General features: G+C 40.5%; 23 protein-coding genes. 12 read left to right on the top strand and 11 right to left on the bottom strand.

The genetic code is table 11. The features are described 5' to 3' along the window. Positions 1–211 precede the first annotated feature (211 nt). The 4 genes from V7L05_RS23565 to V7L05_RS23550 all read left to right on the top strand — a co-directional run bounded on the left by V7L05_RS23565 (position 212) and on the right by V7L05_RS23550 (position 4,882). A complete protein-coding gene (locus V7L05_RS23565; RefSeq protein ID WP_335167609.1) occupies positions 212–400 on the top strand; it encodes a hypothetical protein in 189 nt (62 codons plus the stop codon). A 749-nt stretch (positions 401–1,149) separates the two neighbouring features. Beyond that, the gene (locus tag V7L05_RS23560; RefSeq protein WP_335167607.1) at positions 1,150–3,042 is read left to right on the top strand and encodes an alkaline phosphatase family protein; all 1,893 of its coding nucleotides are present in this window, start codon (positions 1,150–1,152) and stop codon (positions 3,040–3,042) included. A 153-nt stretch (positions 3,043–3,195) separates the two neighbouring features. Beyond that, complete coding sequence (locus V7L05_RS23555) at positions 3,196–4,338, top strand: DNA cytosine methyltransferase (protein WP_335167605.1); 1,143 nt, start codon at positions 3,196–3,198, stop codon at positions 4,336–4,338. Positions 4,339–4,552: 214 nt separating this feature from the next. Continuing rightward, positions 4,553–4,882: a DUF1392 family protein gene (locus tag V7L05_RS23550; protein WP_335167603.1), complete on the top strand. Its 330-nt coding sequence runs from the start codon at positions 4,553–4,555 to the stop codon at positions 4,880–4,882. A 343-nt stretch (positions 4,883–5,225) separates the two neighbouring features. On the opposite strand, the gene V7L05_RS23545 is transcribed toward V7L05_RS23550, so the two are convergent. The 4 genes from V7L05_RS23545 to V7L05_RS23530 all read right to left on the bottom strand — a co-directional run bounded on the left by V7L05_RS23545 (position 5,226) and on the right by V7L05_RS23530 (position 7,968). Then, positions 5,226–5,648 (bottom strand): DUF488 domain-containing protein, encoded by a 423-nt coding sequence (locus tag V7L05_RS23545; RefSeq protein ID WP_335167601.1) that lies wholly within the window; start codon positions 5,646–5,648, stop codon positions 5,226–5,228. Between the two features lie 10 nt (positions 5,649–5,658). After that, on the bottom strand, positions 5,659–6,453 hold the full coding sequence (locus V7L05_RS23540; RefSeq protein WP_335167599.1) for a hypothetical protein: 795 nt from the start codon (positions 6,451–6,453) through the stop codon (positions 5,659–5,661). Between the two features lie 723 nt (positions 6,454–7,176). Continuing rightward, positions 7,177–7,785 (bottom strand): hypothetical protein, encoded by a 609-nt coding sequence (locus V7L05_RS23535; RefSeq protein WP_335167597.1) that lies wholly within the window; start codon positions 7,783–7,785, stop codon positions 7,177–7,179. A gap of 27 nt (positions 7,786–7,812) precedes the next feature. Then, positions 7,813–7,968, bottom strand: coding sequence for a hypothetical protein (locus V7L05_RS23530; RefSeq protein WP_335167595.1), 156 nt, complete (start codon positions 7,966–7,968; stop codon positions 7,813–7,815). Positions 7,969–8,348: 380 nt separating this feature from the next. Here V7L05_RS23530 and V7L05_RS23525 point away from each other — a divergent pair, with 380 nt between their 5' ends. The 3 genes from V7L05_RS23525 to V7L05_RS23515 all read left to right on the top strand — a co-directional run bounded on the left by V7L05_RS23525 (position 8,349) and on the right by V7L05_RS23515 (position 10,761). Continuing rightward, positions 8,349–8,993 carry a hypothetical protein gene (locus V7L05_RS23525; protein WP_335167593.1) on the top strand — a complete coding sequence of 215 codons (645 nt, stop codon included), beginning with the start codon at positions 8,349–8,351 and terminating at the stop codon, positions 8,991–8,993. Between the two features lie 63 nt (positions 8,994–9,056). Then, the gene (locus V7L05_RS23520) at positions 9,057–9,341 is read left to right on the top strand and encodes a hypothetical protein (RefSeq protein WP_335167591.1); all 285 of its coding nucleotides are present in this window, start codon (positions 9,057–9,059) and stop codon (positions 9,339–9,341) included. Positions 9,342–10,488: 1,147 nt separating this feature from the next. After that, positions 10,489–10,761, top strand: coding sequence for a hypothetical protein (locus V7L05_RS23515; protein WP_335167590.1), 273 nt, complete (start codon positions 10,489–10,491; stop codon positions 10,759–10,761). Between the two features lie 46 nt (positions 10,762–10,807). On the opposite strand, the gene dinB is transcribed toward V7L05_RS23515, so the two are convergent. Next, the gene (dinB, locus tag V7L05_RS23510) at positions 10,808–11,893 is read right to left on the bottom strand and encodes a DNA polymerase IV (RefSeq protein ID WP_335167588.1); all 1,086 of its coding nucleotides are present in this window, start codon (positions 11,891–11,893) and stop codon (positions 10,808–10,810) included. 197 nt (positions 11,894–12,090) lie between these two features. Here dinB and V7L05_RS23505 point away from each other — a divergent pair, with 197 nt between their 5' ends. Further along, positions 12,091–12,345, top strand: a complete 255-nt coding sequence (locus tag V7L05_RS23505; RefSeq protein ID WP_335167586.1) for a hypothetical protein — start codon at positions 12,091–12,093, stop codon at positions 12,343–12,345. Here V7L05_RS23505 and V7L05_RS23500 read toward each other — a convergent pair. From V7L05_RS23500 to rpaB, 6 genes are all read right to left on the bottom strand, one after another. Beyond that, positions 12,334–17,202 (bottom strand): CHAT domain-containing protein, encoded by a 4,869-nt coding sequence (locus V7L05_RS23500; RefSeq protein ID WP_335167584.1) that lies wholly within the window; start codon positions 17,200–17,202, stop codon positions 12,334–12,336. The two genes, V7L05_RS23505 and V7L05_RS23500, sit on opposite strands and share 12 nt — an antisense overlap. Before the next feature lie 50 nt (positions 17,203–17,252). Beyond that, entirely contained in the window at positions 17,253–18,011 is a 759-nt protein-coding gene (locus V7L05_RS23495; protein ID WP_335167582.1) for a DUF1822 family protein, read from the bottom strand. Beyond that, entirely contained in the window at positions 18,008–18,703 is a 696-nt protein-coding gene (locus V7L05_RS23490; RefSeq protein ID WP_335167581.1) for a hypothetical protein, read from the bottom strand. The genes V7L05_RS23495 and V7L05_RS23490 overlap by 4 nt, the downstream gene beginning before the upstream one ends. Before the next feature lie 117 nt (positions 18,704–18,820). Beyond that, entirely contained in the window at positions 18,821–19,030 is a 210-nt protein-coding gene (locus V7L05_RS23485) for an HNH endonuclease (protein WP_335167613.1), read from the bottom strand. 605 nt (positions 19,031–19,635) lie between these two features. Continuing rightward, a complete protein-coding gene (locus V7L05_RS23480) occupies positions 19,636–20,946 on the bottom strand; it encodes a glycosyltransferase (protein WP_335167579.1) in 1,311 nt (436 codons plus the stop codon). A gap of 130 nt (positions 20,947–21,076) precedes the next feature. After that, positions 21,077–21,847, bottom strand: a complete 771-nt coding sequence (gene rpaB, locus V7L05_RS23475) for a response regulator transcription factor RpaB (RefSeq protein WP_442937881.1) — start codon at positions 21,845–21,847, stop codon at positions 21,077–21,079. Positions 21,848–22,124: 277 nt separating this feature from the next. Here rpaB and V7L05_RS23470 point away from each other — a divergent pair, with 277 nt between their 5' ends. From V7L05_RS23470 to V7L05_RS23455, 4 genes are all read left to right on the top strand, one after another. Continuing rightward, positions 22,125–22,412, top strand: coding sequence for a hypothetical protein (locus V7L05_RS23470; RefSeq protein WP_335167577.1), 288 nt, complete (start codon positions 22,125–22,127; stop codon positions 22,410–22,412). 175 nt (positions 22,413–22,587) lie between these two features. Continuing rightward, positions 22,588–23,226, top strand: a complete 639-nt coding sequence (locus V7L05_RS23465) for a hypothetical protein (RefSeq protein ID WP_335167576.1) — start codon at positions 22,588–22,590, stop codon at positions 23,224–23,226. A 127-nt stretch (positions 23,227–23,353) separates the two neighbouring features. Next, positions 23,354–23,479, top strand: coding sequence for a hypothetical protein (locus tag V7L05_RS23460; RefSeq protein ID WP_335167574.1), 126 nt, complete (start codon positions 23,354–23,356; stop codon positions 23,477–23,479). Positions 23,480–23,772: 293 nt separating this feature from the next. Next, a complete protein-coding gene (locus V7L05_RS23455; protein WP_094333589.1) occupies positions 23,773–24,159 on the top strand; it encodes a four helix bundle protein in 387 nt (128 codons plus the stop codon). Positions 24,160–24,963 lie beyond the last annotated feature (804 nt).

Genomic DNA, 24,963 nt, shown 5'->3' with positions numbered 1-24,963 from the left:
GCTGTTTAATACCTAAGATTATTCATACTTTTGCTAAGTCTCTGATTAACTCAGCCCTGCTGGGTAATTTTGTATGGCTTAGTCTAAACTCCAGTCTGTTAACCTGAGTACCTATGCCAGTAACATCTCTGTTCAAGCCAGTAATACCTTTAGTGTTACATGGGTTGGGACACTCAAGCCGAAATATGCTAAATGCTTTGCTTCTGCTGGAATGACTAAGGTTGATGGAGAAGCCTACTCTGAACACCTTAATTATTTACGGATGCACTTCGTTAAAGGTAAGGTTTACTTCATCTTAGATTTGGCTGGTGGCTCCGATCCAAATAATTATCCTCTAGTCGTGCTAAACAACAGTTTCAAGAATGGCAACCCTGCCTGGACTTGGGGTGGAAGTGACTAAAGGTCATACTGGCACCATCCCAGATGTCTATTAGAAGTATTCCAAGAGCAAAAGTTTGTTGCGCCGTCTGCTGTTGTGGAAGTTCCACCCGATGATGAGCATGATTCGATTTTTGGGCAGTGGTTAAATCGAGATCATTCGTGAGAGTTTCACAAATACCATGCGTTTGCCCTGCCCCATCTCCCCCGAAATTTCTCACTTTCCGATTCGTGCAACAAAGCCATTGGTTTTTGCATTATCACATTACTTAAACATTAACAAAACCTTAACTTTACTGAAAATTTAAAAACTCAGGCAGAAATTTATTATCGAAATTTGAAATTCTATAACTCTGAAAGCCTTCTAAAAAGCGGAATTAACAATTATTGATCATCTGGATGATTGCTAAAACGGGGTAAAATAGTCCTGAATTTATTTTTGCTACATCTGAAGTGATTATAAAGATTTGGTAAAGCAAGATTCAGTCTACTTGCATTGCTTACGTTGTTATTGATTTAATCAAATTTGTGCTGACCAATAATCAGCAAAACCACGTAAAACCCACTGCAAGCATTTATTACCCGCGCATATTTGTAATCAATATCTGTGAATATATTTCGCTCTGTCTCTTTAATGCTCTCAATGTGTTGATTCTTGGAGTCTTTGATAAATGCTAGGCAAGAGCCATTGCCAAAAGAAGTAACCCTTGAATTCCGAATTTTTGCAGATTTTTGAAATTACAAGCCATTTTTCCAATTTAGTTACACACAATGAAGAAAACGCTTTTTGGGGTGTTGACGACGGCGATTGTTAGCAACACCCTGATTCCTGGTGTCCAAGCAATCAGTATCGGAAATACAACTGCCCGCTTTAGTCATGTTCTGATTATTTCGATTGATGGATTACACAACTCCGATCTATCAGTTGCTAATCTGCAATCTTCTTTGAAAAATATCAAGCGGTTGCAGAGAGAAGGTGTGACATACACCAATGCTTTTACTTCTGCACCATCAGATTCATATCCTGGGGAGCTAAACTATATCACTGGTGCTAACCCCGGCACGACTGGTGTATTTTATGATCTTTCCTACAGTCGCGCTTTGTATGCCCCAGGCACCACTGCTGCCCAAATCGCCGCCGGAACCGCCAAACCAGGAACAGTAGTAGAATTTGATGAAACCGTTGATGCATCTTGGAATAACGGTAAGGGTGGTACCTTAGATGGCGGTCAGGGATTTGATAAAACCCAATTGCCAGTTGATCGCAATGGCAACCCTGTTTACCCCAACCAGTACCTAAAGGTAAACACCATTTTTGACATAGCTAGCGCGGCAGGACTCCGTACTGCTTGGTCTGACAAGCATCCTGCAGCTTACACCATCCTTGCTGGAAATACACAAGACCCAACGAAGTTTAATTTGGCAACGGGTCGGGTTGGTAACATTAGCGATTACTCTTCACTAGAAATTAACGCGGCAGTGGCGATTGATCCAACTAAGCCAGGACTTCTCCCAAGCACCCTTGGAGCTTTAGTCGATCAATCAACAGGTACTCCTTACTCCAACACCAACTCTAAAATCACATCCACTTTCTTTAACGACGCGACAAAGGGTAATCCGGCTCTGTTCAAGGCTCCACCTGCTGGTTTTAGCGCTAGCCAGTTTACAAGTGTAGCAACAACCTCAACCTACGACGATATCAAGGTTAAGCAGATATTAAACGAGATTGATGGATTGAACGATTCCGGTAAGATAAGAATAGGCACTCCAGCAATTTTTGGCTTGAATTTCCAAGCTGTGAGCGTCGGCGAGAAAGAAACTGCCTCTCAATTTAATGGTGGTGGGATTGACTCTAATGGCAATGCCCGTCCTGACCTCGTAAGTGCAGTAGCTCACACTGATGCTAGCATCGGTCTGATTTTGGATGAACTGAAAAAGAAAGGATTGGATAGTTCAACTTTGGTGATTTTGACCGCCAAGCACGGGCAAAATCCCGTCAAAGATCCAACTGTTGGTTTGAGCAGTACATTTGATAGTGTTACTGGTGTTGCTGGTGGCGATGGAAACCTGACTGCTGTTGCCGCTCTCTTAGTAAGAAACGGCATCCAAATTGCTTCTGAACGAGGTCAGGATACTTCATCACTGATCTTCTTGAAAAATCAATCTGATGTCCGAAAAGCAGTAGCCCTGCTGAATACTAAAAACTACTCATTTGATAATACGATTGATCCAAATACTGGGGTGGCGTTTTCAACTGAGGATGCTGTTGCTCAGGGGAAGGTATTGTATGGTCAGAGCATCATCAATGCCGGATTGGGAGATCCAAGGATAAACGATCGCACCCCTGATATTATTGTTCCACTCAAAACTGGCTACTTTTTTGGTAATGCTACCAAGAAGCGTGCAGAACATGGTGGATTTACTGATGCTGACACCCACGTAGCCCTGATTGTAGGTAGCACTGGATTTTCCCATAATCTGCAAGATAAAACTATCAGTAGAAAGGTTTCTACCACCCAAATTGCTCCAACTACGTTACAGTTTCTAGGTTTAAATCCTCAACGACTGCAAGGTGTTCAGATTGATAGAACCCAGACATTACCACTGGACTGTAGGGACTTGCAAATCGAAAAATACCCCATAGTTCAAGAGCGCAGGGAGTAGGAGGAATAAAAAACCACTAAATGAAGAAATTGATGTGTTAAATACCACATCAATTTTTAGTAATTCCTGCGCTTAGAGCAAATCGGTGTACCGCAAAGATCACAAAACTTGTATCTCCTCAATACTTCGGGACAAGCAATTATTCTGGTTGCCATGATCTACCGAAGGGGTGAAGAGAAGATTTGTCGCGGATACATTGTTGCAAAAAAGGATGATTCGAGTCTCAGAAAATCTGTTTACACAACCAATACCTTTGCCAATTTACGAGGGTTCAACGCCTGTGGAGATGATGCCCCTCAAGCTGTAGTACTTTTCGCTGGTGGCGGCGGGATTGAAGCTGGAATGATGCAAGCCGCGATTCGTCCGGTCATTGCAGTAGAGTTCGACCCAACTAAACCAGACTTGAGCAGGGCAATCGCACAAACTCATCACCGTAACTTCAGCGAGTATGGCTGTAGAATAATCCAGCTAACAGTTCAAGAAGTAGCACGGTTAGGATTTCTAGGTTTTCCCCGCCGCCCCGACTATCTCCACGCCTCCCCGGTGTGCGCCAACTTCAGCCAAGCTCACACAGCCAAAGCGGGTAAGGGCGGCGAAACTCCCGATGATCTGACAGCTGCGATCGCAGTAGCAGAAGCCATCCGACAGTTGCAGCCACGAGTGTTTACGCTGGAGAATGTGCCGCGCTATCAGAATAGTCAGAGTTTCAGTATCATTCTGTCAGCTTTGGAACAAGAGGGGTACTCGGTTACTTACAGCGTGGTGAATATGGCTGACTTTGGGTTGCCCCAGGCGCGGCGGCGGTTAGTTCTGGTTGCTAGTAGGGGTTTTCACGTTGCCTTACCAACTCACAGAAAACCAATAGGGTGGTACAAGGCGATCGCGCATCTCATCCCCACGATGCCTGATTCACAGCTTCTACCTAAACAACAACAAGCTTTAGAGAAATTTTTAGCCGGGAATGCGCCAACACCACTGTTGATTGAAAGAGTTGGGGGGCGCAAGTTACCCAAGTACAAGCCAGGGTCGCACCCCGCTAATACCATTCTGCGGTCGCATTTCACAGATCACAAAGGTTGCAACCGTAGTAAGTTCGCTGATATCTGGTTGCCGGATGGTACGGTCAAATCTTTGTCTATTGAGGGAGCGGCGAAGTTACAAGGCTTTCCTGATTGGTACGAATTCCCCAACGAAACTGCTACGGCGGGGTCAATCATCGGCTACTCTGTACCTCCCAGTTTTGCCGCGCAGTTATTCATGTCAGCACAAAGTATTTTGAAAGGAGCAAAAGTATGACTAACCGATGGACTAAACTTGGAGCAGTCCTGGTACGTTTCCCCACCTTGGGGATACTGTTGGCGAATGTAATACATATTTGTATTGCAGAGTGTTACGTAAGCTCAAACCTTCAATCTATCGTTGCGGCTTTTAGTTGTAATACTTTTGTTTATGCGTTTGTAACACTTTCGCCAACAGTATCCCTTGGGGTAAACGAATCCCGCCGTTGCTAGTGAGTCTGTTAGAGCGAGCCTATGTTAAATCTGCCAAAGCTTTCGGTTATTGCACTGGTGTGGAGTGGTCAGAACGTGGCTGGAAATACGAAATCTTCACTCTTTATAACAACATTACTGTTTTGGTACACGAACTTATTAGCACAGGCAACTTACAACCGAACACTAAAGAAAAACCTGTGTTCCGACTCGGTGAGTTAGTCGAGTTTCGGTTGTCACTAGATGCGCCACCAATTCAGATTATCCAGGGCATTTTTAAGCTACGTAGGCAAGAACTAAGGCTCTATTCCTTCATCAATCCAAACATCAATTGCTGTTTTTACCTCTAATTCAGTCACGGCAGCCCATTCTTTTTCGTTGATAGTTGTTTGAAATACCGTTCTTTTACCGCGACCAACTTTTTCCATTGAGTGTCCGCGATACAAATTTTTAGGCTTAATCATTTTTCTTAATTATCTTTATAGAATATTATAAGCTGTCGCTCAATAAGAAGAGTAGCTTGATTTTCTATAATGGCTGCTAATCGAGGGGATTATCATAACTGTAGTGCTAGGTTTGTAGTAAGGACATGGATCAGTAAAATTAAGTTTGTTTTCACGTATATAAAGCTTAACAAAAAGATTTTTTCGTTAAAATGTGCGATTATAAACGAGCGGTCGCTCGGAAGCGAAGTTACTCTAGATGTTTGACCGCAATGCCTGTAAGTTCATGTAATTGATTTGCAACAGATACCCGATGGCATTTTGCACTTTGTAATTCTGCACATAGTAAAAGAATAGTTTCGTTTTGTCCAATTTGAGCAATTTCCAATAATGCCAACCTTGCTTCTTCTTGATTAGGAGGAATCCAATTTTTATTCCCAGATGTGTTACCTAATGCAGTTTGAGAAATATACTTAACATTTATGGAATTACAAAGTTTGTCAATTGCTGTTCCATACCACTTTCTACTCCAAGCGCGAGGGGAAGAACGTACATCCACAACATAGTTAACATGAAACATTTCTACGTATTTTAAAAACTCGTCATAATTTTTACGATTTCCATACCCAAATGTCAAAATTAACGGCTCTATATTTCCAGCTTTATAATTCATTTTCCCCATTTCAAAATAAACTTAATTGTTGTAATTGTACTATTTTTGGGTAAAATAATCCAATAATCATAAAAGATTTTCTGTGATTTTTTAAATTGCCAACTATAAAATGTAAATCTTTATCTATAATAAACCCCTCTAACTTTTGTTTGACTTTATTTAAAAATTCTTGTTCCTTTGCTAATAAATTATTTGCTTGAGAATTATCCCTACAGTTTCTATATAATTGCATAATTTCCCAATCACTTATAGAATATTTATGCTGAGATCCTGCCTCATCAGTAAACTCATACCCAAATTGGTAAGGAATTTTTTCTAGATCAATCGATTCCTCAAACAAATCAAGTTGGTCTAACACTGCTTGTTGTTTAGGTTGCCATTCGCGTTCGGTTGGTTTACAGTAATATCTTTTTATACTTCGGGGTTTAATTATTCCTAATGACTTATTCTGTTCTCTTATTTGTTCAATTGAGTCGAATTTAAGCGGTAATAGTAATGATTTTCTCTCCTGCCAGTTGTTTGAGGTATCAATTTTTCTAATAATTTCTATAGTTGAATGATTAGCCCGAAAGCTTTCCAGTCTAGAATCTTTTTCATCTTTGCTTATTTCAGCCCTAATAATAGACCATCTAGGATAGCGCTTATCATAATCCATGTATCTAAAGGGGATAGGATATATGCGAATCCATTGCTGTGGCTTTTCATCTTCACTTAATAAGATTCCTGCTGTACAGACTGTTTCCTTATATTTAGTGCTAATTGATGGGTAAGTTTTAGTGGCAATCAAGACTTTTCTAGCTGACATATACTTTAATTTCAATTTAAAGTTATTTTAATTATAACAATAGTTGTTATTTTTTAGATTTTATTATTTAATTGCAACTGGGTAAAGTTGAATATTGAAGATTATAATATTTAAAAAGTTAGACTGCAATTTTAAACTCCGTTAGCTCATAGTATAATAGTAAACCTGATAATTTTATAGTTAGTTATTTATCATTTTATGAACCTGAAAACTCTTGCTTTTTTATTCATGGAAATGAATATTATTTCATCATCTCAACACTTTTAATATTTTCCGTACTGGAACTTTCGCTATATGACGTAAATATGGTGAAAAATCCATAGTCGATTGCCAAGTGGATTGCTGTTTTGAAGCATAATTTCAGTCAATTGGATGTCCCCAAAAGCTGGAAAGGCAAACACCTTCAAGAGTTCGCGCCAACTCCAGAACTGCTCAAGTGGTGGAAAGCATCAGCCTAGTATAGCGCCGCACAGGAAGAATACACCAGGGAGTTCAGGAAGACTCTGGATTCTCGTCAGCAACTAATTCAATTGTGGGTGAGAAAACAGAAAGACAATCCACAAGATATAACCTAGTAGTCTGCCAAGACAATTTTGCTAGGTTATAGTTGGATATAAACGCTGCATTTTTCGGCGAGCATCTTTGGTTTGAAAACCCCAATAAACACTGGCTTTTTGTTGATTACGTTGTTTCTCCCAGACTCTACTATTTTCATCACACCGATTAACGAGCTTCAAAAACAGATTCTTTTATTAATGAAAATGCCTGAGTCCCTTTATCAGCTAAATTCCAAGCTGTGCAAGACATAATTACTTCTAACTCCTCCAAAATGAGCGAACCTACAGTTACCACACCCCAGTAGCCACTTTTGCCCCTCAAGTCTGGGTTATCCTTGGGTTGGAGTACGCATATTTCTCCTACATGGTACGGATTGGGTACAGGAGTGCGATCACGTATTCTGTCTACAACGTCCTGAACTATACGTCCAGACGGGGTTTTTCCTCCAGCTTCTTCTACCGCTTGAATCCACACCTCTCGTTGTTGTTGGGGTTCTAGCTTTGTTAATGGGCGTATCTGTCGCTCATTCGTTGGCAGAATTTGTAAACCATTGGTTGACATTTTTTTCGACTTTGAACCATCACTTTTTTGTAAACCATTGGTTGACAAATTTTCCATCACCTTTACAGATGCAATTTTCAGCGCCGCCGCCATGCGTGTGAATCCAAAGCGATCGCGGCAATATTCCTCAAATGTTTTGTGCGTTGAACGGTATAATTTGCGATCACGTAACTGGGTTAGTGCCTTCCCCGCTTCCACAAACGCGCTCTCCACTTTTCGCTCCAGATTTAGGCGATCGCTCTATTCTTCCTCGGTCATCTCTGGAACTTCCACCGCTTCTACATCAACCGTGACTGCGCTTGGATTTTCCGGCTCTTGTGCTGGTTTGAGGGCTGGCTTTGGTTTATCGGGAGTTGTGGGGGTGAGTCTTTTGCGCTTGGAGATTGGTTGGTTCATGCTACCACCTCCAGACTGTCAGTAGATCGAAAAGATTTCTAGAAGCCTTACCAACCGCTCATTTTAACCAGTGTATAGAATTCGCTGGAATCCTCTTATAATCTGCTGTTCGAGTAATTCTGTTGTCAATTAACTCTGCTGCGATGGCGTACCCGCCCGCCGTAGGCGATCGCAAATGAACGCTTGTGTTAGTCCCAAACCATCGGCTGAAACCCTTATTCTTCCGTAAATTTACAAAAGTTTTCGATCTACTGACTGTAGGTGGTTGAGACAGTATTGAGTTGTGTCATGATAGGGAAAGAGTTTTCTAATGTATCCCCAGCCTCACGAGAACGTTGGGGTTTTTCATCTACTTCTTATATATTTGCATTTCTTCTTAAATGGGTAAACACAAGAAAAAGCAAAAGAATGTCCCACCGTGGTTGGCGCACGAGAATCTGTTTATCCCTAAAACTGGCCAGCAAATAACTACAGATGCAGGCTGGGAAAAAATATCATTTGATGATGCTGCTAAATTTTTTAGCAACCAAACCATTCAAGATTGGCGCGAATCTTTCATTGAAGGGTTTGATGATATCTCTGATTTACTATTCGCACAGGGTGTAGATATCGATTTAGGAGATGAAGCTGCTGTAGATAAGTTTTTGGATAACTACAAGCCTCAACATATCAATGTAGTTATAGCTAAAGCTGTCTATAATATTCATTCTTGGGCCAGAGTTCTACTAATTTCCACTCCTGAAGATGAAGAATACTATTTTCACAACCATGAGATTGAGGCAATTCGTTTAGGCATTGGGTTGCGAAGGTATCTAAACTTAGACATTCCAGTAATTAATGATTGTCAAGATGCTGTGAGATATCTGCAAGGTAAATACCCGAACATCGCTTGGCAACCTAGACATTGTGTTTCGGTTGCTCATCGCCTGAAAATTGCTCAAGCCACCAAGGTCTACAACGAACAAACCTGGGATGAGGAGTGGAGCGAAGTTCTGGATGAAGAATTAATTGTATCCGCTCGGTAAATCGGGGTAGAAACAAAAAATTAGAATTTAAATTGGTACACACTGGGTTATAGAATATGAGACATGACGCAAAAATCATCTGCGGGGAACTTAGTATCTTCACTGCTGCAAACCATCGACACTAAAGAGATTGCAGATGAATCAATGCGCCGGACAGTAGAAATATTACTCAATTTAATAGAGCAGCAACAATTAGAAATTAAAGACCTACGAGATGAAAACCAGAAACTGCGGGACGAAAACAACCGTCTCAAAGGCGAAGAAGGTAAACCAGACATAAAAGCTAATAAGAACAAAGAGTTTAAAAACGACCACTCATCAGAAAAAGAGCGAAAAACCCCAACATAACATAGTAAAAGAAGTGAAAACGAGACAATAAAAGTAGATCGAGAAGAAATAGTTACTTACCCGAAAGAAAAATTGCCACCAGATGCAAAATTTAAGGGTTATGAATTCGTAATAATCCAAGATATTTTATTCAAAACAGATAATGTATTATTCCGCAAGCAAAAATATTACTCACACAAAATAAGAAAAACTTATTTAGCATCTCTACCATCCGGTTACGACGGAGAATTCGGCCCGGGAATAAAAGCCTTAGTAATGAGTCTGTATATAAATTGTTATATTTAGCTAGGTGCGATCGCCGTTGAAATCTGGTTAATTAAATTAAATATAGAGTATTGAACATACTCCGCATCAACCGGGTCAGAAATGAGAGCCATAAGCTTTTAAGTATAAATATTTATAAAACAATAAAGTTGATAAGCCAAAACCAAGCGAACAAGTGTCTGCTTTGAGCCAGTAACTGTACAGGACAAACGCATCTAAAGGATAAGAATCATTTAATACTTAGGTTTCGGCATTTTTAAATCAGTAGCCTGATGTGAGAGCGAGGGCAGTTATCCAAAAGGCAATTGAGCTAGGGGAGGCGATCGCTTACATTGGCACACTTTCACAAAAATACTCTATCGAGTTATTCACATTAATAGAGTATGTAAATTTACTATTATCATCTTTCATCAGTACTTGGTTTATACTTTGATAACTATTTATACCTCTGCATAAGTACTGCAAATCTTGCCTACAGCGATCGCATAAAGCACTGCATGAGGGCAATCGCTCCTGCGAATCCGCTCTCATCACTGCGGCTATCTCCTGATATCGCTTGATAGCATAGGTCATATTCTTGCGTTGCCTCTAGGATTGTTCAACGCCAGCGATCGCTACCTAAGAGACAATCAAATTCTCACTCATTTTCACCTTTGTATAGCAGAGGAGAAAAATGGTCAGTTTTAAGTAACTATCCTCTGAAGGGTTGATTGAAGAGGCTACAGGGATCGAGTTGTATCAACACCAAATCAAGCTGGCTCAAGTCACCCAAAAGCAATTCCGTCATAGACAAACTTAACGGCAAAATGTCTCTGATTCGCTGATAACTTCCTGTATTCTGGGATATCCGTTCTTTGTGGAGAGCCGAATGATTCCTAGAGATATGAAACGACTCATTAAAAAAACCCCTAACCCAGTTCGCAAGAAAACAGAAGTAGCCCCACCACCAATTGAACCCATTGAGATTCCTGAGAGCCAAAATATTCCTGAAACAGTGATTGAACCAAATCCACCTGTGTACAACATTGAAGACTACGTTTCCGAATCCGAATATATTTCTGAACACTATCGCCCCCTACGCTCTGTGGGTAACTCCGGGTGGCAACCGTCTGATGTGTGGCGCGAATTGAGGGTTGATGATTTTTGTCGTGGGTGAGTCAGTATTTAAACAGCGCGATGCCTGCGGTTCTTGCTAGCCTACGCTAAAATATAATGCCTGCATTCTGAAATAGTGGCAGTTGAATTACTTGGGTTTGTTTGGCGTTATCAAGGTTAGACAAGGAAATGCCCAGCAACCTAATACTGCGGTTTTCCAAATCAATCGACTCAAACAGCGCTTTGGCTATCTCAAAAATCGTAGAGAGTTCAATGATGGGAGCAAGCATTGTTTTACTGCGGGTTATCTGATGATAGTCAGAAAACTTGACTTTCAGAGTTAATGTGCGTCCTCGTGTTTCGTGCTGCTCTAACCGTTGCTCGACGATTTGGGCAATCTGTTCGAGTTCCTGCAACATCTGGCTGATATCGCTTAAGTCTTTTGCAAACGAGGTTTCTGCACCAATTGACTTACGAACTCGATTTGCTTCAACTAGGCGATCATCTTCTGCTCTGGCAATCTTGTAGTAATAATGACCTGCTTTACCAAAGTGGTGTGTTAGGTCAGTCAGCGATCGCTCCTTTAAGTCTGCGCCAGTGTGAATGCCGAGTGAATGCATTTTAGCTGCTGTAACTTCTCCAATGCCATGAAACTTTTCAATCGCTAGCTGTTCTACAAAAGCGATCGCATCCTCCGGCAAAATCACTGTCAGTCCGTTGGGTTTATTCTGCCCTGATGCCATTTTTGCCAGAAACTTGTTAATTGACACACCTGCGGTTGCCGTCAACTGAGTTTCCTGGAAAATTGCAGTTTTGATATGTCTTGCGATCGTAGAAGCGTAGGGGATACTTTGCTTATTCTCAGTAACATCAAGGTATGCCTCATCTAGTGCAACTCCTTCCACTAAATGAGTGTAGCGTTTGAATATGGCGTGGATTGAAGTGGAAATCTCTCGGTAAACGTCGAATCTCGGTCTGACAAAGATAAGCCCAGGACATTTGGCAATTGCTGTTACTGACGGCATCGCAGAGTAAATACCGAATTTTCTGGCTTCATAACTGGCTGCTGCAACTACGCCTCGTTGATTGGGACTGCCACCGACTACTAACGGTTTGCCTCGGTAGCTAGGGTTGTCCCTCTGTTCCACCGATGCGTAGAAGGCATCCATGTCTACGTGAACTATTTTTCTCACTTGGAAGCAGAGTGAAGCATTAGAAAATTAGGCTAACTGGTGCTTAGTAAAATACTATATTACCAGCTTTGTAGTACACTAGCACTACTTATTCCCAATATCATATCTGCATTACTTACCACCTGGCTATGTGACCAGTCGGTGCGGCATACCATCATCGCCCCTTCAACACATCACGTTGTTCACCCAAAGATTTTTTGAAGTTAGCGACGAGTATACGGCAGAAATTACATAAGCATGGCTATCAAGTTGTCGAAATGCCGATTAAGCAATTCCTGGGTGAAGACCATCACATGAACGGCGTGGAACTCGAAGATGGCACTGTCATCGAGCTAGAAGCTGGACTCATTTCAATGGGGTCGAAGTATGAGGCTGATTATCTGGATAAATTCAATCTAAAAAAGCAAGATGAAAACTCAGTCACTGATAAGATACAGCAGTTATCGATTTAACCCGGAACAGGTGAAAGCTGCCCAATAATAAGGGTGAGAGAAAGGTTTAGACTCTCCACAAAAAGATTCCAAATCTTTTTTTGCTTGATAAATTCGGTTGCCGATTTGGGCATATTTTTTATATTCTTCATGGCGTTGCTGATACATTTGAGAATCTTGTGGATGAATATCCCGTTCTTTTTTAGTTTTTTTAAGCAGCGTGTAGGTTTCCTTACCTTTCTGCGTCAAAAAAGAACTTAACTTAGATTTGTAAATGGTGGTAAGAGTTTCACCTGTAAGGGTACGCAGTTCAAATTGAGCTTGTCTAATTGATTGCAGTCGTTTGTTTCCCTGATGTCGGGATTGATAGTAAAATAGTGAAAATAGTGCTGTTGCCAAGTCATCTACTGCCCAGAGTGTACTGATAACACTTTTAGCGCCAGCACAAAGAAAACCTGTTGAAAGAGTGAGAATATCGTCGGTTATTTCAGCAACACCCAAGCCAGTTTCACAGCAAGAGAGAAATACATCTTCTAACTGAGGAGTGCGCCAACTTGGCATTAATAACTGACTTAATGTAATACAGCCATCTGCTAAAATTAATACTGATTCTAGAGGATTATCGAGCCGCGAACACGCATGATGACTAGAATGAATTACTTGAACTTTTTGTATCAGTTGACGATAGTTGCTGACACTAGCTTCTTGACTACCTTTTAAACGTTGATTATCAGGAATATCATACAAATTTGCTAGTTGTCCTCCTTCCCAACTAGCGTAGGGTAAATCTTCAGTAGCATCTTCAACAATACCGTAGTTCATAAGACTACTGACTGAGGGACGGTTGTGACAAAATTCTAAAATTTGGCAGCTAGGAACGTAACGAATTAAAAAATTATCTCCCAGATATTGACTTTCTGCTATTGGTAAAGCAGCAAAAGGAATTTGATGTAATGCTAGATGAGGAACAAGAATCAATTCATCAATATTTTTTAGATGTTGTGCAATTAAATCATTTAACTTTAAGACTTCAGCTAGTTCTGCTATTAAAAAACTAAATTGCTCTTTCCAAGTATCCTTGTTATTAATATATTGCTGTAACCAGGGAGTTAAAATCGATTTGTTTAAAGTTTTAAGTCCCAATCCAGTACAAGTGTGCAAATTAATTTGATTCTGCCGGATGATAAAGATATGGGTATCATTCGAGGTAGTATAAAAGCTCAGGATAGCTGTTGTAGGTAGTTTAATTAGCTGCTGTATGGATGACAAATTCATGGGACTTACTTGAATTTGACCAGCCAGAACAGGATCTAGACGGCGCATTTGTTCCCAAATTTGCTGTTTGTCAGCTTCCAAATCTGCAATAGTTTCGTTATAAGCTTCGATAGCAGCCCGATTCTGTGGGCTTTTACCGAGTTTATTACCATCCAAGTTACTGCTATTATAATGGTGTCTTAGTTCATTATCAATTTGCCGTTGTATAGCTTCAAAATCTTGTAAATACTGTTGAATTTCGGTAGAAATTTCAACATCTGAATAAAGATCATTGCTTGCCATTAAATCTACGAGTCGTTTTGCGCGAGAACGTTCGACATATTCAACAGCTTTATTCAGTTGTTTATTATTAATACAAGCTTGCACCATATTTTCATAAACATGGAGAGAATCAGCTAAGATTTCTTGACGACGTGATTCTGAACTTGCCCAAGTGCGACTGGTTTCTACAGCTTCAATTGCCACACTATAGCCCCTAATAGCTTCAGTCCAATCACCAATGTTAAAAGCAGTGTTTCCCAGCATTTGTCCTGCTTTTAGGCATTCGTCAGGAAAAGCGGTGGGAGTGAAGATTTTTAAAGCTGAACGATAAGAGGTAATTGCTGCTTCTATTTGCTGTTGTTGTAAGAAGACATTTCCTAGATTCAGATGAGTCATCGCCCACTGTCGAGGATATTCTTCTTTTGTTAAAACTTGTAAAGCTCCTTTATGAGCAGCGATCGCCTTTTCTAAATTTTCGCTCTTATCCCCATGAATGCGGTGAAGATAGGCATTAGCCAAATTTATATGTACTTCTGCCCAATTTGTGGGAAAGGCTGCTTTTGTGTAGACTTGTAAAGCAGATTGATTAGCAGCGATCGCTATTTCCACATTTTCTGCTGTATCACCTCTGAGTCTATGACGATAGGCAGATGCCAGATTCATTTGAGTTTGCGCCCAAAGTTCTGGGAAGTCTTCACGAGTACGAATGGAAAGAGCATTTTGATAACAAGCGATCGCTTTTTCTAAATTCTCAGCTTTGTCTCCTAAAATGCGTTGGCTTTGCCCGCCGCAGGCATCGCGGTAAACAATGCCTAGATTGTTTTGGATTTTTCCCCATCCTTCAGGAGATTGATCGCGAGTGAAAAGCTGCATCGCAGCTTCACCAGCCTTAATCGCTAGTTCTGCATTCTCTACTTGATCGCCACAAATCCTATAACCGTAAGCGATAACCAAATTACTTTGAATTTCTGCCCAAAGTTCGGGAAAGTGTTCACGGGTATGGACTTTCAAAGCATTGTGTAAGTAAGAAAGGGATTTTTCCAGGTTTTCTGCTTGCTCACCTTTTATTCGACGGTGGTAAACATTGCCCAAGTAGAATTGACACATCCCCCACGCCTCTTTTAAAGCTTCGCCAGTCAAAATTTTAGAAGCAATTTCATACCCTGTAATGGCAATCTCTAAATTATTAGCTTCTTTACCGTGTCGAAATTCTTTAATCAGAAGGCTTAAACCTATAAGGCTGGTAGCAATATCTTTTGCATACTCTGGTGCTACTTCAGATAGCATAGCTTCTGTCTTGAATCGCAATACAGTAGCAAAACGCTCATCGAGTTTGTGTTTGTTTGCTTCTAGTAAGGGGTATAATTCTTGAAAGTTTTCTTGTTTTTCTAATATTCCTTCAAATAGCTGAATATACAATAGTTCGCGGATCGCATCTTGAATGTTTTCCCATTGTTCATGGAAATCTTTTTTGGTATAAATAGTAGCGGCTACCTCATAACCTGTGGCAGCAATTCTTAAGTTAATTGCTTTATCGCCTTGTGGAAAACCCCGAATCAGATTACTAAAACTTAAAATAGTTGTAGCAATTTGAAGAGATTGCCATGATGGTATGTGTCCGAAAATATCCTCAAGCTTTTGTAAGTGTTGAACAAATTGTTCATCTAATTTATTCAGGTTATTTTCTAGTATTTGATATACAGCTTGCGATTCTCCATTGCTTTCAGCAGTTACTTGTAATACCTGTCCGAGGAATTGGGAATTTAAGTAAATTTGTTGAAATTCATCACTATCTAACAGATTTAAAATCTTTTGAGAACCAGAACGTTCTGCATATTCCCTGGCTTTATCCCGTTCTCCATTGGTGATGCAAAAGACCACCATATTTGTGTAGGCAAATATCTCTTCAGGAATTTCTTGTTTCTGAGAAATTCCAGCCCAATGACGGCTTTGTTCAACAGCTTCAATGGCAACAGCATAACCTTCAAAAGCTTCTGCTTTCATACCAGCAGCCAAGGCTGTTTTACCTAAAATCAATCCAGTTTCTATGCAATCTCTAGGAAAATCGGTGGGAGTGAAGACTTGCAAAGCAGCACGAAGACAGTCAAGTGCCTCAGTAATTTGACTAGCTTCATAATAGGCATTTCCCAGATTGCTTTTTGCTCTTGCCCATCGTTCAGGATAATCAGAAATGCTATAAACTTCTAAAGCGTTAATATATGCTGAAATCGCCTTTTCTAGATTCTTTTGTTTATTGCCTATAATCCTTTGAGTGTAGGCAGTACCAAGGGTAAATTGGCTACTAGCCCAATAATAGGGCGATGCCGAACGGGTACGTACTTGTAGCGCGACTTGATAACAAGCGATCGCCTTTTCTAAATTCTGTGCTTTATCACCTTGAATTCTAAAAAGGTATGCATTCCCCAGATTATTTTGAAGAGTACCCCAAAGTTCAGGAAGTTGAACGCGGTTAACAACTTTTAAAGCAGTTTCATAGCAAGAAATTGACTTTTCGATATTTTCAGCTTTGTGTCCTGTAATCCTGTCTGTATAAAGAAGTCCGAGATTATTTTGAATCGTCGCCCACTTTTCGGAAAAATCGTCGCGGGTGTAGATCAGTAGGGCATTATTACAAACAGCAATTGCCTTTTCTTGGTTATCGGCGCGATGTCCTCGAATTCGATGGCGGTAAGCCGGTGCTAAATTTAATTGGATATCAGCCCAAATTTCTGGGACAATCTCACGAGGAAAAATTTTAGTAGCAGCTTCTAAGCCTGTAATTACAATTTCTAGGTTAATTGCCCTGTTACCTAAAGGAAACTGCCCAAGCAAGGTGCAGAAATCAACAATACACAGTCCTACTAATATTACTTGTTCTGTTATTGAGTCGTTGTTGAGTAGGCTAAAGTTTATCCAGTAATTAAACTGTTCAAGAAAATCATCATTGAGTTTATCTAAGTTAGCTTTAAGTAGACGATCAAGGGCTTGTGGGTTATTTTTATGTTGAGCGATCGCCCACAATATTTCACCTAAAAAAGCCGGAGGTCTGATAGGATTATCTGTTGCTGAATGCTCATCTATGTATAATCCCAGTTCTTCAACCAACCAATCAGCTAAATTTCTTAAAAAGTAAGCAGAACGAATATCTCCTTGGTTTACCCGGATTTGAGCTACCATTTCCAAAGTTTCTACAAACCCAGCATCAACCAAGTGTGCGTGTTTCCTGAGAATCTTCATTTCCCTGCCACTAGGACAGTTGAGTAGCTGTTTAATCAGCTTGAAATAAGCTTTTTGGCGTTGAGTAAAATCTGGTGATTTTTGATAACCGAATCCTTTAGCCATAACAATTGGATGTTTTGGGTAGTTATATACATTATTCCCAACCGATCAAACTACGTAACATCTCCCCAAATTTCGGCTAACTTCTCCAATAGCATTTGGGCTAAATCTTGTAATTCGCTATCATCTTGCTGAATTGCTTCACGAGTAGCACCAACAGCGCGAGTATCGACCGCTAATATTTCCCCTCCGGCGTAGCGCCACTCAAATTCATCGACAGTTCGGTAAAGAAGCTCAAACTGTGCCACAATCTCTGATAAAGGTTTGTTGTCTAATACAGAGCGTACTTGTACTGCCACCGAGTCATCAGTTTGCAGAAATGCGATCGCAACTTCAAGACGAGTAATTTGCTCAAGGAGAGACTCAATCGGCTGGAGTTCTGACAGTGTTAGCTGTGCAGGCGGATTCACTTCATCAACGGCTGGTGCAAATCCTAATAGTTGGACTGAATCTAGGCTTTCCTGAAACTGTATAGCTACATAGCCAATCCTATTTTCTATAGTATCTGGTAATAAAATGACAGTTTCTTGGGGTAAAACTGGACTGCATTCTAATGTCCCCACATTTGGAATTACCAAATCAGATGCATTCGATAAAGCTGCTTTAACTGGATTCCAGCAATCTGATGAATTGAAATCTGTTGGTATTTGCAACCATTTTAAATAGCTATGAACTGCGTAAACTGCTAACGCATTCAAATAAACTCGTTTACCTTTTTCTACTGTGCTTTGTTGAGCGGCTAAATGTCTTGCTCTAGAATGAATTTCTAAATCTAGCGGAACCATTAACAAGGGGGAAGTTGTGCTGTTCATAACGATTGCTCCTGTTTATATCCCAAATCTTCGGCAATTTTTTGCAGTATTGGTTTGCATTTTCTCTTCCAATGCGAATTGACGGTTGTGTAAGGAATGCTTAACTCTCGCGCTATATCTGCAACTTTGTCAGGTGGTTCTATGAGTACTAATCGCTGGCTGAGGAATTGACAATTACACTGAACAGAAGAACCAGAATAACTATTTTTGAGTTTCCCTTCAGGATCTTGCTCAATGTAAAGCTCCAATTTTAGACCAATTCGTTGAGTAGTTTCCCGTTGAGAATTTTCAATTAGACCATCCAAACCACTCAAAGTAAAATTGGGTGACTTATCGAGCAGAGTTATTTCCCCAAAGTCGGAGGCTATGGGAGCATCTAAGCTGAGTGGAGCATTTTTATCAGGAGAATACAAATCTTTCATTCGCAAGCGAAGGTAGGCGTTGACCCATTTCACCAAACTTTTGGCAACCGAGTTAGAATAAGGCTGAAATTCAGAAATATTATTGCTAACCTTCTCTAAAGTACGGTTTAGGATTTCTGGGTATTTTTGATGACTAGATTTGGCTAATCCTGGGAGTTGCTCAATTTCTAGTAGTAGTCGGTGCATAGACAATCGCCATTTTATGCTGTTAGGTGCTTGTTGACGTACCTCTGTAATTAAAGTATTCAACAGTTGATCTAAATCATCCATGCCATTTTTTTCAAAGGTGTGGTTTTGATGATAGACATTATCTCATTTAGGCAGATGCTTACACCAACGATATCCATAATTTATCGGAAGCATCTTTTGACAAAATTCAACTAAATGCTATTCATAAGTTCTATTTGTAAGTTCAAAAGTCTTTCTAATTTGTGGAGGTAATAGACTGTTCCCACGGGAATTATTGCAAGTGAAACAAGCCAAACGCAAATTCGAGAGACTATTAGAGCCGCCCAGACTCTTGGGAACTAAGTGTTCAATGGTTCTTTCCGAATTGGTCATTTGCTTGCTACACCAGCAACAACCGTTTCCATACATTTGTAATAATTGGTGTCTCTTGCTACGCCTAGAGGCTGGAGACATATTAGCCATAATTTAACTGCCTGAGTATCAAGGTTTGAAGGTGTTCACTTGTTTAACAGGGCAGTATTAAAAAATGACGCAGAGTTTTTGATTGCGTGGCAAAAAGCAGAAACTATAGCAGTTCTCGTTTGGATGCAACACATCGTAAGGACACAGCAATACTCATTGGTATCAACTTAACCTTAAAAAGGCGGTTAGAAACCGCACGCCAGTCGCCTCTCCTATCGGAGACGCTGTTCGCGTTCAAGTCGAGCCAGCCCTTTGCGGGGTTCGCCCACGTCGCTGGCTGGCTCGTCAAACAAAAGCTATCGATCCTGGATTTCAGACAAGGGACTGGTATCGCAATGCGGAATTAAAAATTAAAAATGTATACAGAATAAGCGTTTCATTGATTTGAAATGGGTGATTTACTTTGTCTGGGTGAGTTCTTGTTGATATTCTCTATGTTTACGCAGCCACTATTTATCTACAGTTTGTTTGGCAGCCACAAACACAGGTGCGACCGTTTTGGTTTGCTGGTTATTTGTTGCATTGATGCATTATTTAATTGTTGTATTAACTTACTCAATCAGCCCCAAATGCCGATGAAATGCTTCAACAGCATTCGCCACACCATCTTCATCCCTAATCTTCTGGCCTAACTCTTGTGCTTTCTTCCGCATCACCTCATCGCCCAGTACGATTTCAATCGCTGCTGCTAAAGTTTTATCTGACACTTTCTTGTACGGTATCGGCGCAGGGCTGACTCCTAACCGAGTTAGCTTTTCTCCCCAAACTGGCTGATCTGCAAAAAAAGGTACAGTAATTGATGGTGTCCCTGCACGTAACACTGCCGCCGTTGTACTAGCTCCTCCGTGATGCACTACTGCTGGCACTTGGGGAAACAGCCAATCATGGGGAACTTCCTTGATCACAAACACTCGTAGCGAATCTTTTACATTCACCGTTCTTCCAACGTCGCCCCAGCCTGACAATATAATCCCGCCTTGATGTGTTTTCTTTAAGGCTTCCACGATGTAATGTGTGAGATATTCTGGATTGGGCATCGTCATGCTCCCAAATCCAAAACACAAAGGTAATTGCTTTCGCCCAAGAAAATCCTCTAGTTCCAGAGGTGGCTCGTATTCGGAGGCTTGGTCAATAAACCAGAACCCTGTCACATACGCCCATGCAGGCCAGTCACGGGGTCTTGGGATGACGTGCGAACTAAATCCATACAATACAGGGATTCGTGATACATTTGCCGGAGTCTTCTGTCTGAAGCGTCTGCCCAAATATGGTAAAGGCGGCAATTTTAACGTTTCTGTTCTGAAGTGATTGAGCAGTTTTCGATATCTTTGCCAGTGCAAGAACTCTACCAGCAAGTGGGTGGCATAGTTTATCGCTTTCTTTAGTGGGTTTTTAGCTATTTGAGCAAATCTCAAAAACCCAAACATCCCTGTAGGACTCAACGGCAGAACTGATGCAAAAAAACAAGGTACGCCTAATTTCTCTGCGATATGATATCCAAAGGTAGCTAACGGCGTGTAGATAATTACCTCACTTCCCTGACACGCACTCCAAGCTGATTCCAACTGTTGAAGTAAAAGCTTATCTCCTTCTTCTTTTTTCAACTTTTCTCCCGCAATCAATCGCTGCCCTTGTTTCGATTGCAGAAACTCTTCCATATTGCCAGCGATCGCCGCAAACTTTAAATCGAACTTCCTCACAAATGCTTCAAAGTTCTTATGCGTTGCAACCGTTACTTCATGCCCAGCACGTTTCAAGCCAATAGCTAAAGCACAGTATGGTTGCAAATCTCCTCTTGAACCTACTGTTAGGATCGTAATCTTCAGTTTCCGGCTTGGTGCTATAGGTAGACTTTGGCTCAAATGCTTTTTCCTGCTGAAAACTCCAGTATTCAAAAATTGTACTAATTTCCTGTGCCTATCTATCAAGACACTACAATTAAGACAAAGAACTTCATCAACCTCAAACAACTGACATTTGGCGGTTTCATGATTAATGCTCTAGTTGAGCAATTCGTTGAAAAAAGTAACCACTTCCTCTTACTGTGAGTATATATTCTGGATTTTCTGGGTCATCTTCTAACTTCAAGCGCAAACGTGAGATATGCACATCCACCACACGAGTATCTGCATGTTGTTCTGCACTATAACCCCACACTTGCTGCAATATTTCTCCACGGGTAAAAGATTTGCCCGGATAGCTCATCAATAACTCTAGTAAGCTGTACTCTACACCCGTTAATGGAATCCGCTCACCTGCTTTGTAGACTTGTCGCTTATTGGTATCAATTCTGAGATTGTCTACAACCATTACTCGCAAATTTGAAATAGCAGCAGTAGTTGTTCTATCGTTTCTTCGTCGCAGCAACGAGCGAATTCTTGACTCTAATTCCTTTGGAGAGAAAGGCTTCGCCATATAATCATCAGCCCCTAATTCCAGCCCAGTGATTCGGTCTGCTACATCTCCCAAGGCTGTAAGCATAATGATTGGCACATCTGATTGTTTCCGTAATTCTTGACAGACACCGTAGCCATCTAGCTTTGGCATCATTACATCCAGAACTATTAAATCAGGGATCAACAGGCGAAAAGCTGATAAAGCTTCTTCACCATCACTAGCTGTAACTACACTGTAGCCAATCATTTCTAACCGCGTCTGTAAAATCCGCCGGATGCTGGCTTCGTCATCTACTACTAAGATTGTGCCTTTATCAGCTGATAAGTTTCTCAACGCTGTTCCTAATGAGCGAGAACTCTTAACCATCCATTATCTGCTTATTAGGAGTCAAAACTGCAAAACAAATCTTCAGGTACAGTCATGAGGAAAGAAGCGATCGCTTAATACTTGCATCTATGCAACAGATTATGCTGGAACATCAACCCGAAAACAGATTTGTACACAATTAATAAATTCTTCTGCAAAGGACTCGTATTTTCCATAGTTTTGCAGTAGAATGTTTATTCTGTGCAATTATTAATACCTATCTTCTTGCAACTTTACTCAGACAAATTTTAAACCAATGTCTTCCAGGGAACAGCCAATGAAAACTTCTAATGATACAGAGAAGATCATCAAAAAATCCGACAAGCTTACCCTGAGACAGATGAAGCTAATCGAGGAGGCTGAAGACCAACTTCTTGAAGCTAATACTGTCAATTCTACTGCCCCTGTGGTTGAGGTTGAGGAGAAACCAGTAGCGATTTCAGAGCCTAGAGTTCCTGACTATATTCCATTGCTTGACAATCCTCCAGTACAGTCTGTGGGCAATTCCGGCTGGCAAGTTTCTGATGTCTGGCGGGATATCCGGGTGGATGATTTTTGTGGGTAAAAACCTAGTAAAGATAGCTGAAAAAAATACGTTGCTATTGTGTGTAAGCATTGTCACAAACAGAAGTTTTCTTTTGATAAAGAAGCCTAAAAGATAATTAACGATAGCACTAAAATTGAATGCATAGACGCTTAGGCGACTCATCGCAGACATCGCAATGGCATCAGGTAGTTGAATGGGTAAACGAAAGAGAAGACATCACAAGACATCCTTCCCTTGGATGCTAGAAGAAAAGAATCTGTTCATTACAAGGACTGGTAACGAAATAGTTACAGATGCAGGATGGGAGAAAATTTCATTTGAAGAAGCCAGAAAACTATTTAGTCCCGAAACTTTTCAAGAGTGGTACGAACTGTTCTTAGAAAATACAGATATCTTGGAAATACTTTCAGAATCTAACGTCGATATAGATTTAGATGATGAATCAGCAATAGATAACTTTTTACAAAGGAGCAACTGGACACCAAAACAAGTCAATTTAGTTGTAGCGAAGGCTATCTATAAAAATCATGCCTGGGTAAGAGGATTACTGATTTCTACACCTGATGTTGAAGAACCCTACTTTCACAATTATGAAATGGAGGCAATTCGTTTAGGAGTCCAATTGCGAAAATACATCAAAGAGGATATTCCAGTAATTAATGACTGCAAAAATGCTGTCAGATATTTACATGGGAGATACGCCCTCATTGGCTGGCAACCAAGAAATTGTGTGACAGCAGCTCACAACCTAAAAATATCTCAAGCTACTAAGGTTTACAGTCAACTTCTCTGGGATGAAGATTGGCTAGATGAAGAAGACGAAATTTATTAGTCAAGAACAAGAAACTCTACAACACTGGAAAATATGCTCCTCATTACTGATGACTGGATAATAATAGAGTTACCGGGAAATAAGACCAAAAATCTTTGAAGAGCTTAACAGCGATGGCGTAACCATCATGAGCCAGTGGCGAAGTGGCGATCGCTCTAATAATAACGTAGCGTGGGTGCGGCGTACAGGCTCTTTCAAACGATTTATGGACGGATACTTGGAGCAGGGTAAAGCACTTAACAGAAATTGTTGAACTTTTTTATTCCCATAGACTAAGGCAACCGCCTGAGCAACTTTTGTAAACTATCTTTGCACTCAGTCAAAGCTATAGTTGAATCGTGCTTATAATAAGTTACGGCTAATTATAACTAAAAGTTAGCACTTCACCTGTGTATTGCTTGACTTATGCATTATTTGCGATACCAGGGATAACCAAAATTCATCGGCAGCGCAATAGTTTATATTCCGTTGCCAACATGCACCCTCCGCGATCGCATGTTGGAAAAGTAGTGAGCAGAGGGGCAGAGGAGCAGAGGGGCAGAGGAGATGGAGAAAGAACCGATTAAAAGTCATAAAGACTTGAAAGTTTATCAAATGGCTTTTGATGCCGCCATGAAAATCTTTGAACTCTCCAAAAAGTTTCCTGTTGAAGAGCGTTATTCATTAACGGATCAGATTCGCCGCTCGTCCCGTTCTGTGTGTGCAAATATGGCAGAGGCTTGGCGAAAACGTCGTTATGAGGCAGCTTTTGTAGCGAAACTGAATGATTGCGAGTCCGAAGCTGCTGAAACTCAGACTTGGATTGAGTTCGCTGTTAAATGTAACTATCTCTCTGTCGAATCAGGTAGAGAACTATATGGAACTTACAACCAAATTTTAGGTGGTCTAGTAAATATGATTGCCAACCCAACACCTTGGTTAATGAAACGTTAGCATTCTTTCTCCTCTGCCCCTCTGCCCTGTGACTGTAACCATAAGTTTGCCATTTTTGAAACCGTAACCTTGCCGCGAAGCAAGCTCAAAAGCTTGATCTAGTGTTGAGCGATCGCATCCAAAACATTTGGTTTTGAAACCATAAAATTGCCGAAAGTCCAAAAATCAAGCATAAACGTGCCGAAAGTTAGGAGTTTATGTCCCCTCAAATACCTGAAATAACAAGATTGTTTCTTCAAAGCCCCAAAATTTATCAGATGTCGTAAGCTCATTTGAAACCATAAACGTGCCACTCCGGCAAACTTATGCTAACAGTCTGTCGGTTTGCAGACTAAGTGAAATTTTTTCAACGCAAGAATAAGGGTTTGAGCTACCTTTTTTGCAGACTAAATGAAATGTTTTTGCGGAGTAAGTGAAATTTTCCTCCTAAATTCGCAGACTAAATGAAATTTTCCCCCAAATAGGGATAAAACGTTCCAATTCATTACCACACAAGGCTTTGAGCAAAAACTCTCTCCAACAGCGATCGCCTGTAGCTACGAAAGAATCAGGGTTACACCAACAGATTTTCAATTAGTCTGCAATAGAATTTCACTTAGTCCGCACGAATTTCATTTAGTCTGCAAACCGACAAAATAGCTAGAACATAAGGTTATTTAAAATAAGTGATTTTTATCGTAGATTATATCGGATAAAAGATAAGGTATCTTTATTTTGTGTTGTAGTCTTGTATTACTATGTCACTTAAAGCATAATGTGAGCAAAGTTTAGATTTAAAGGATTTATGTGCTGGAGTCGATAGTC

The organism is Nostoc sp., assembly GCF_036917755.1.
Classification (GTDB): domain Bacteria; phylum Cyanobacteriota; class Cyanobacteriia; order Cyanobacteriales; family Nostocaceae; genus Nostoc.
The sequence above is the reverse complement of the archived record's forward strand: the minus strand, read 5'-3'. Positions and strand labels throughout refer to the sequence as shown.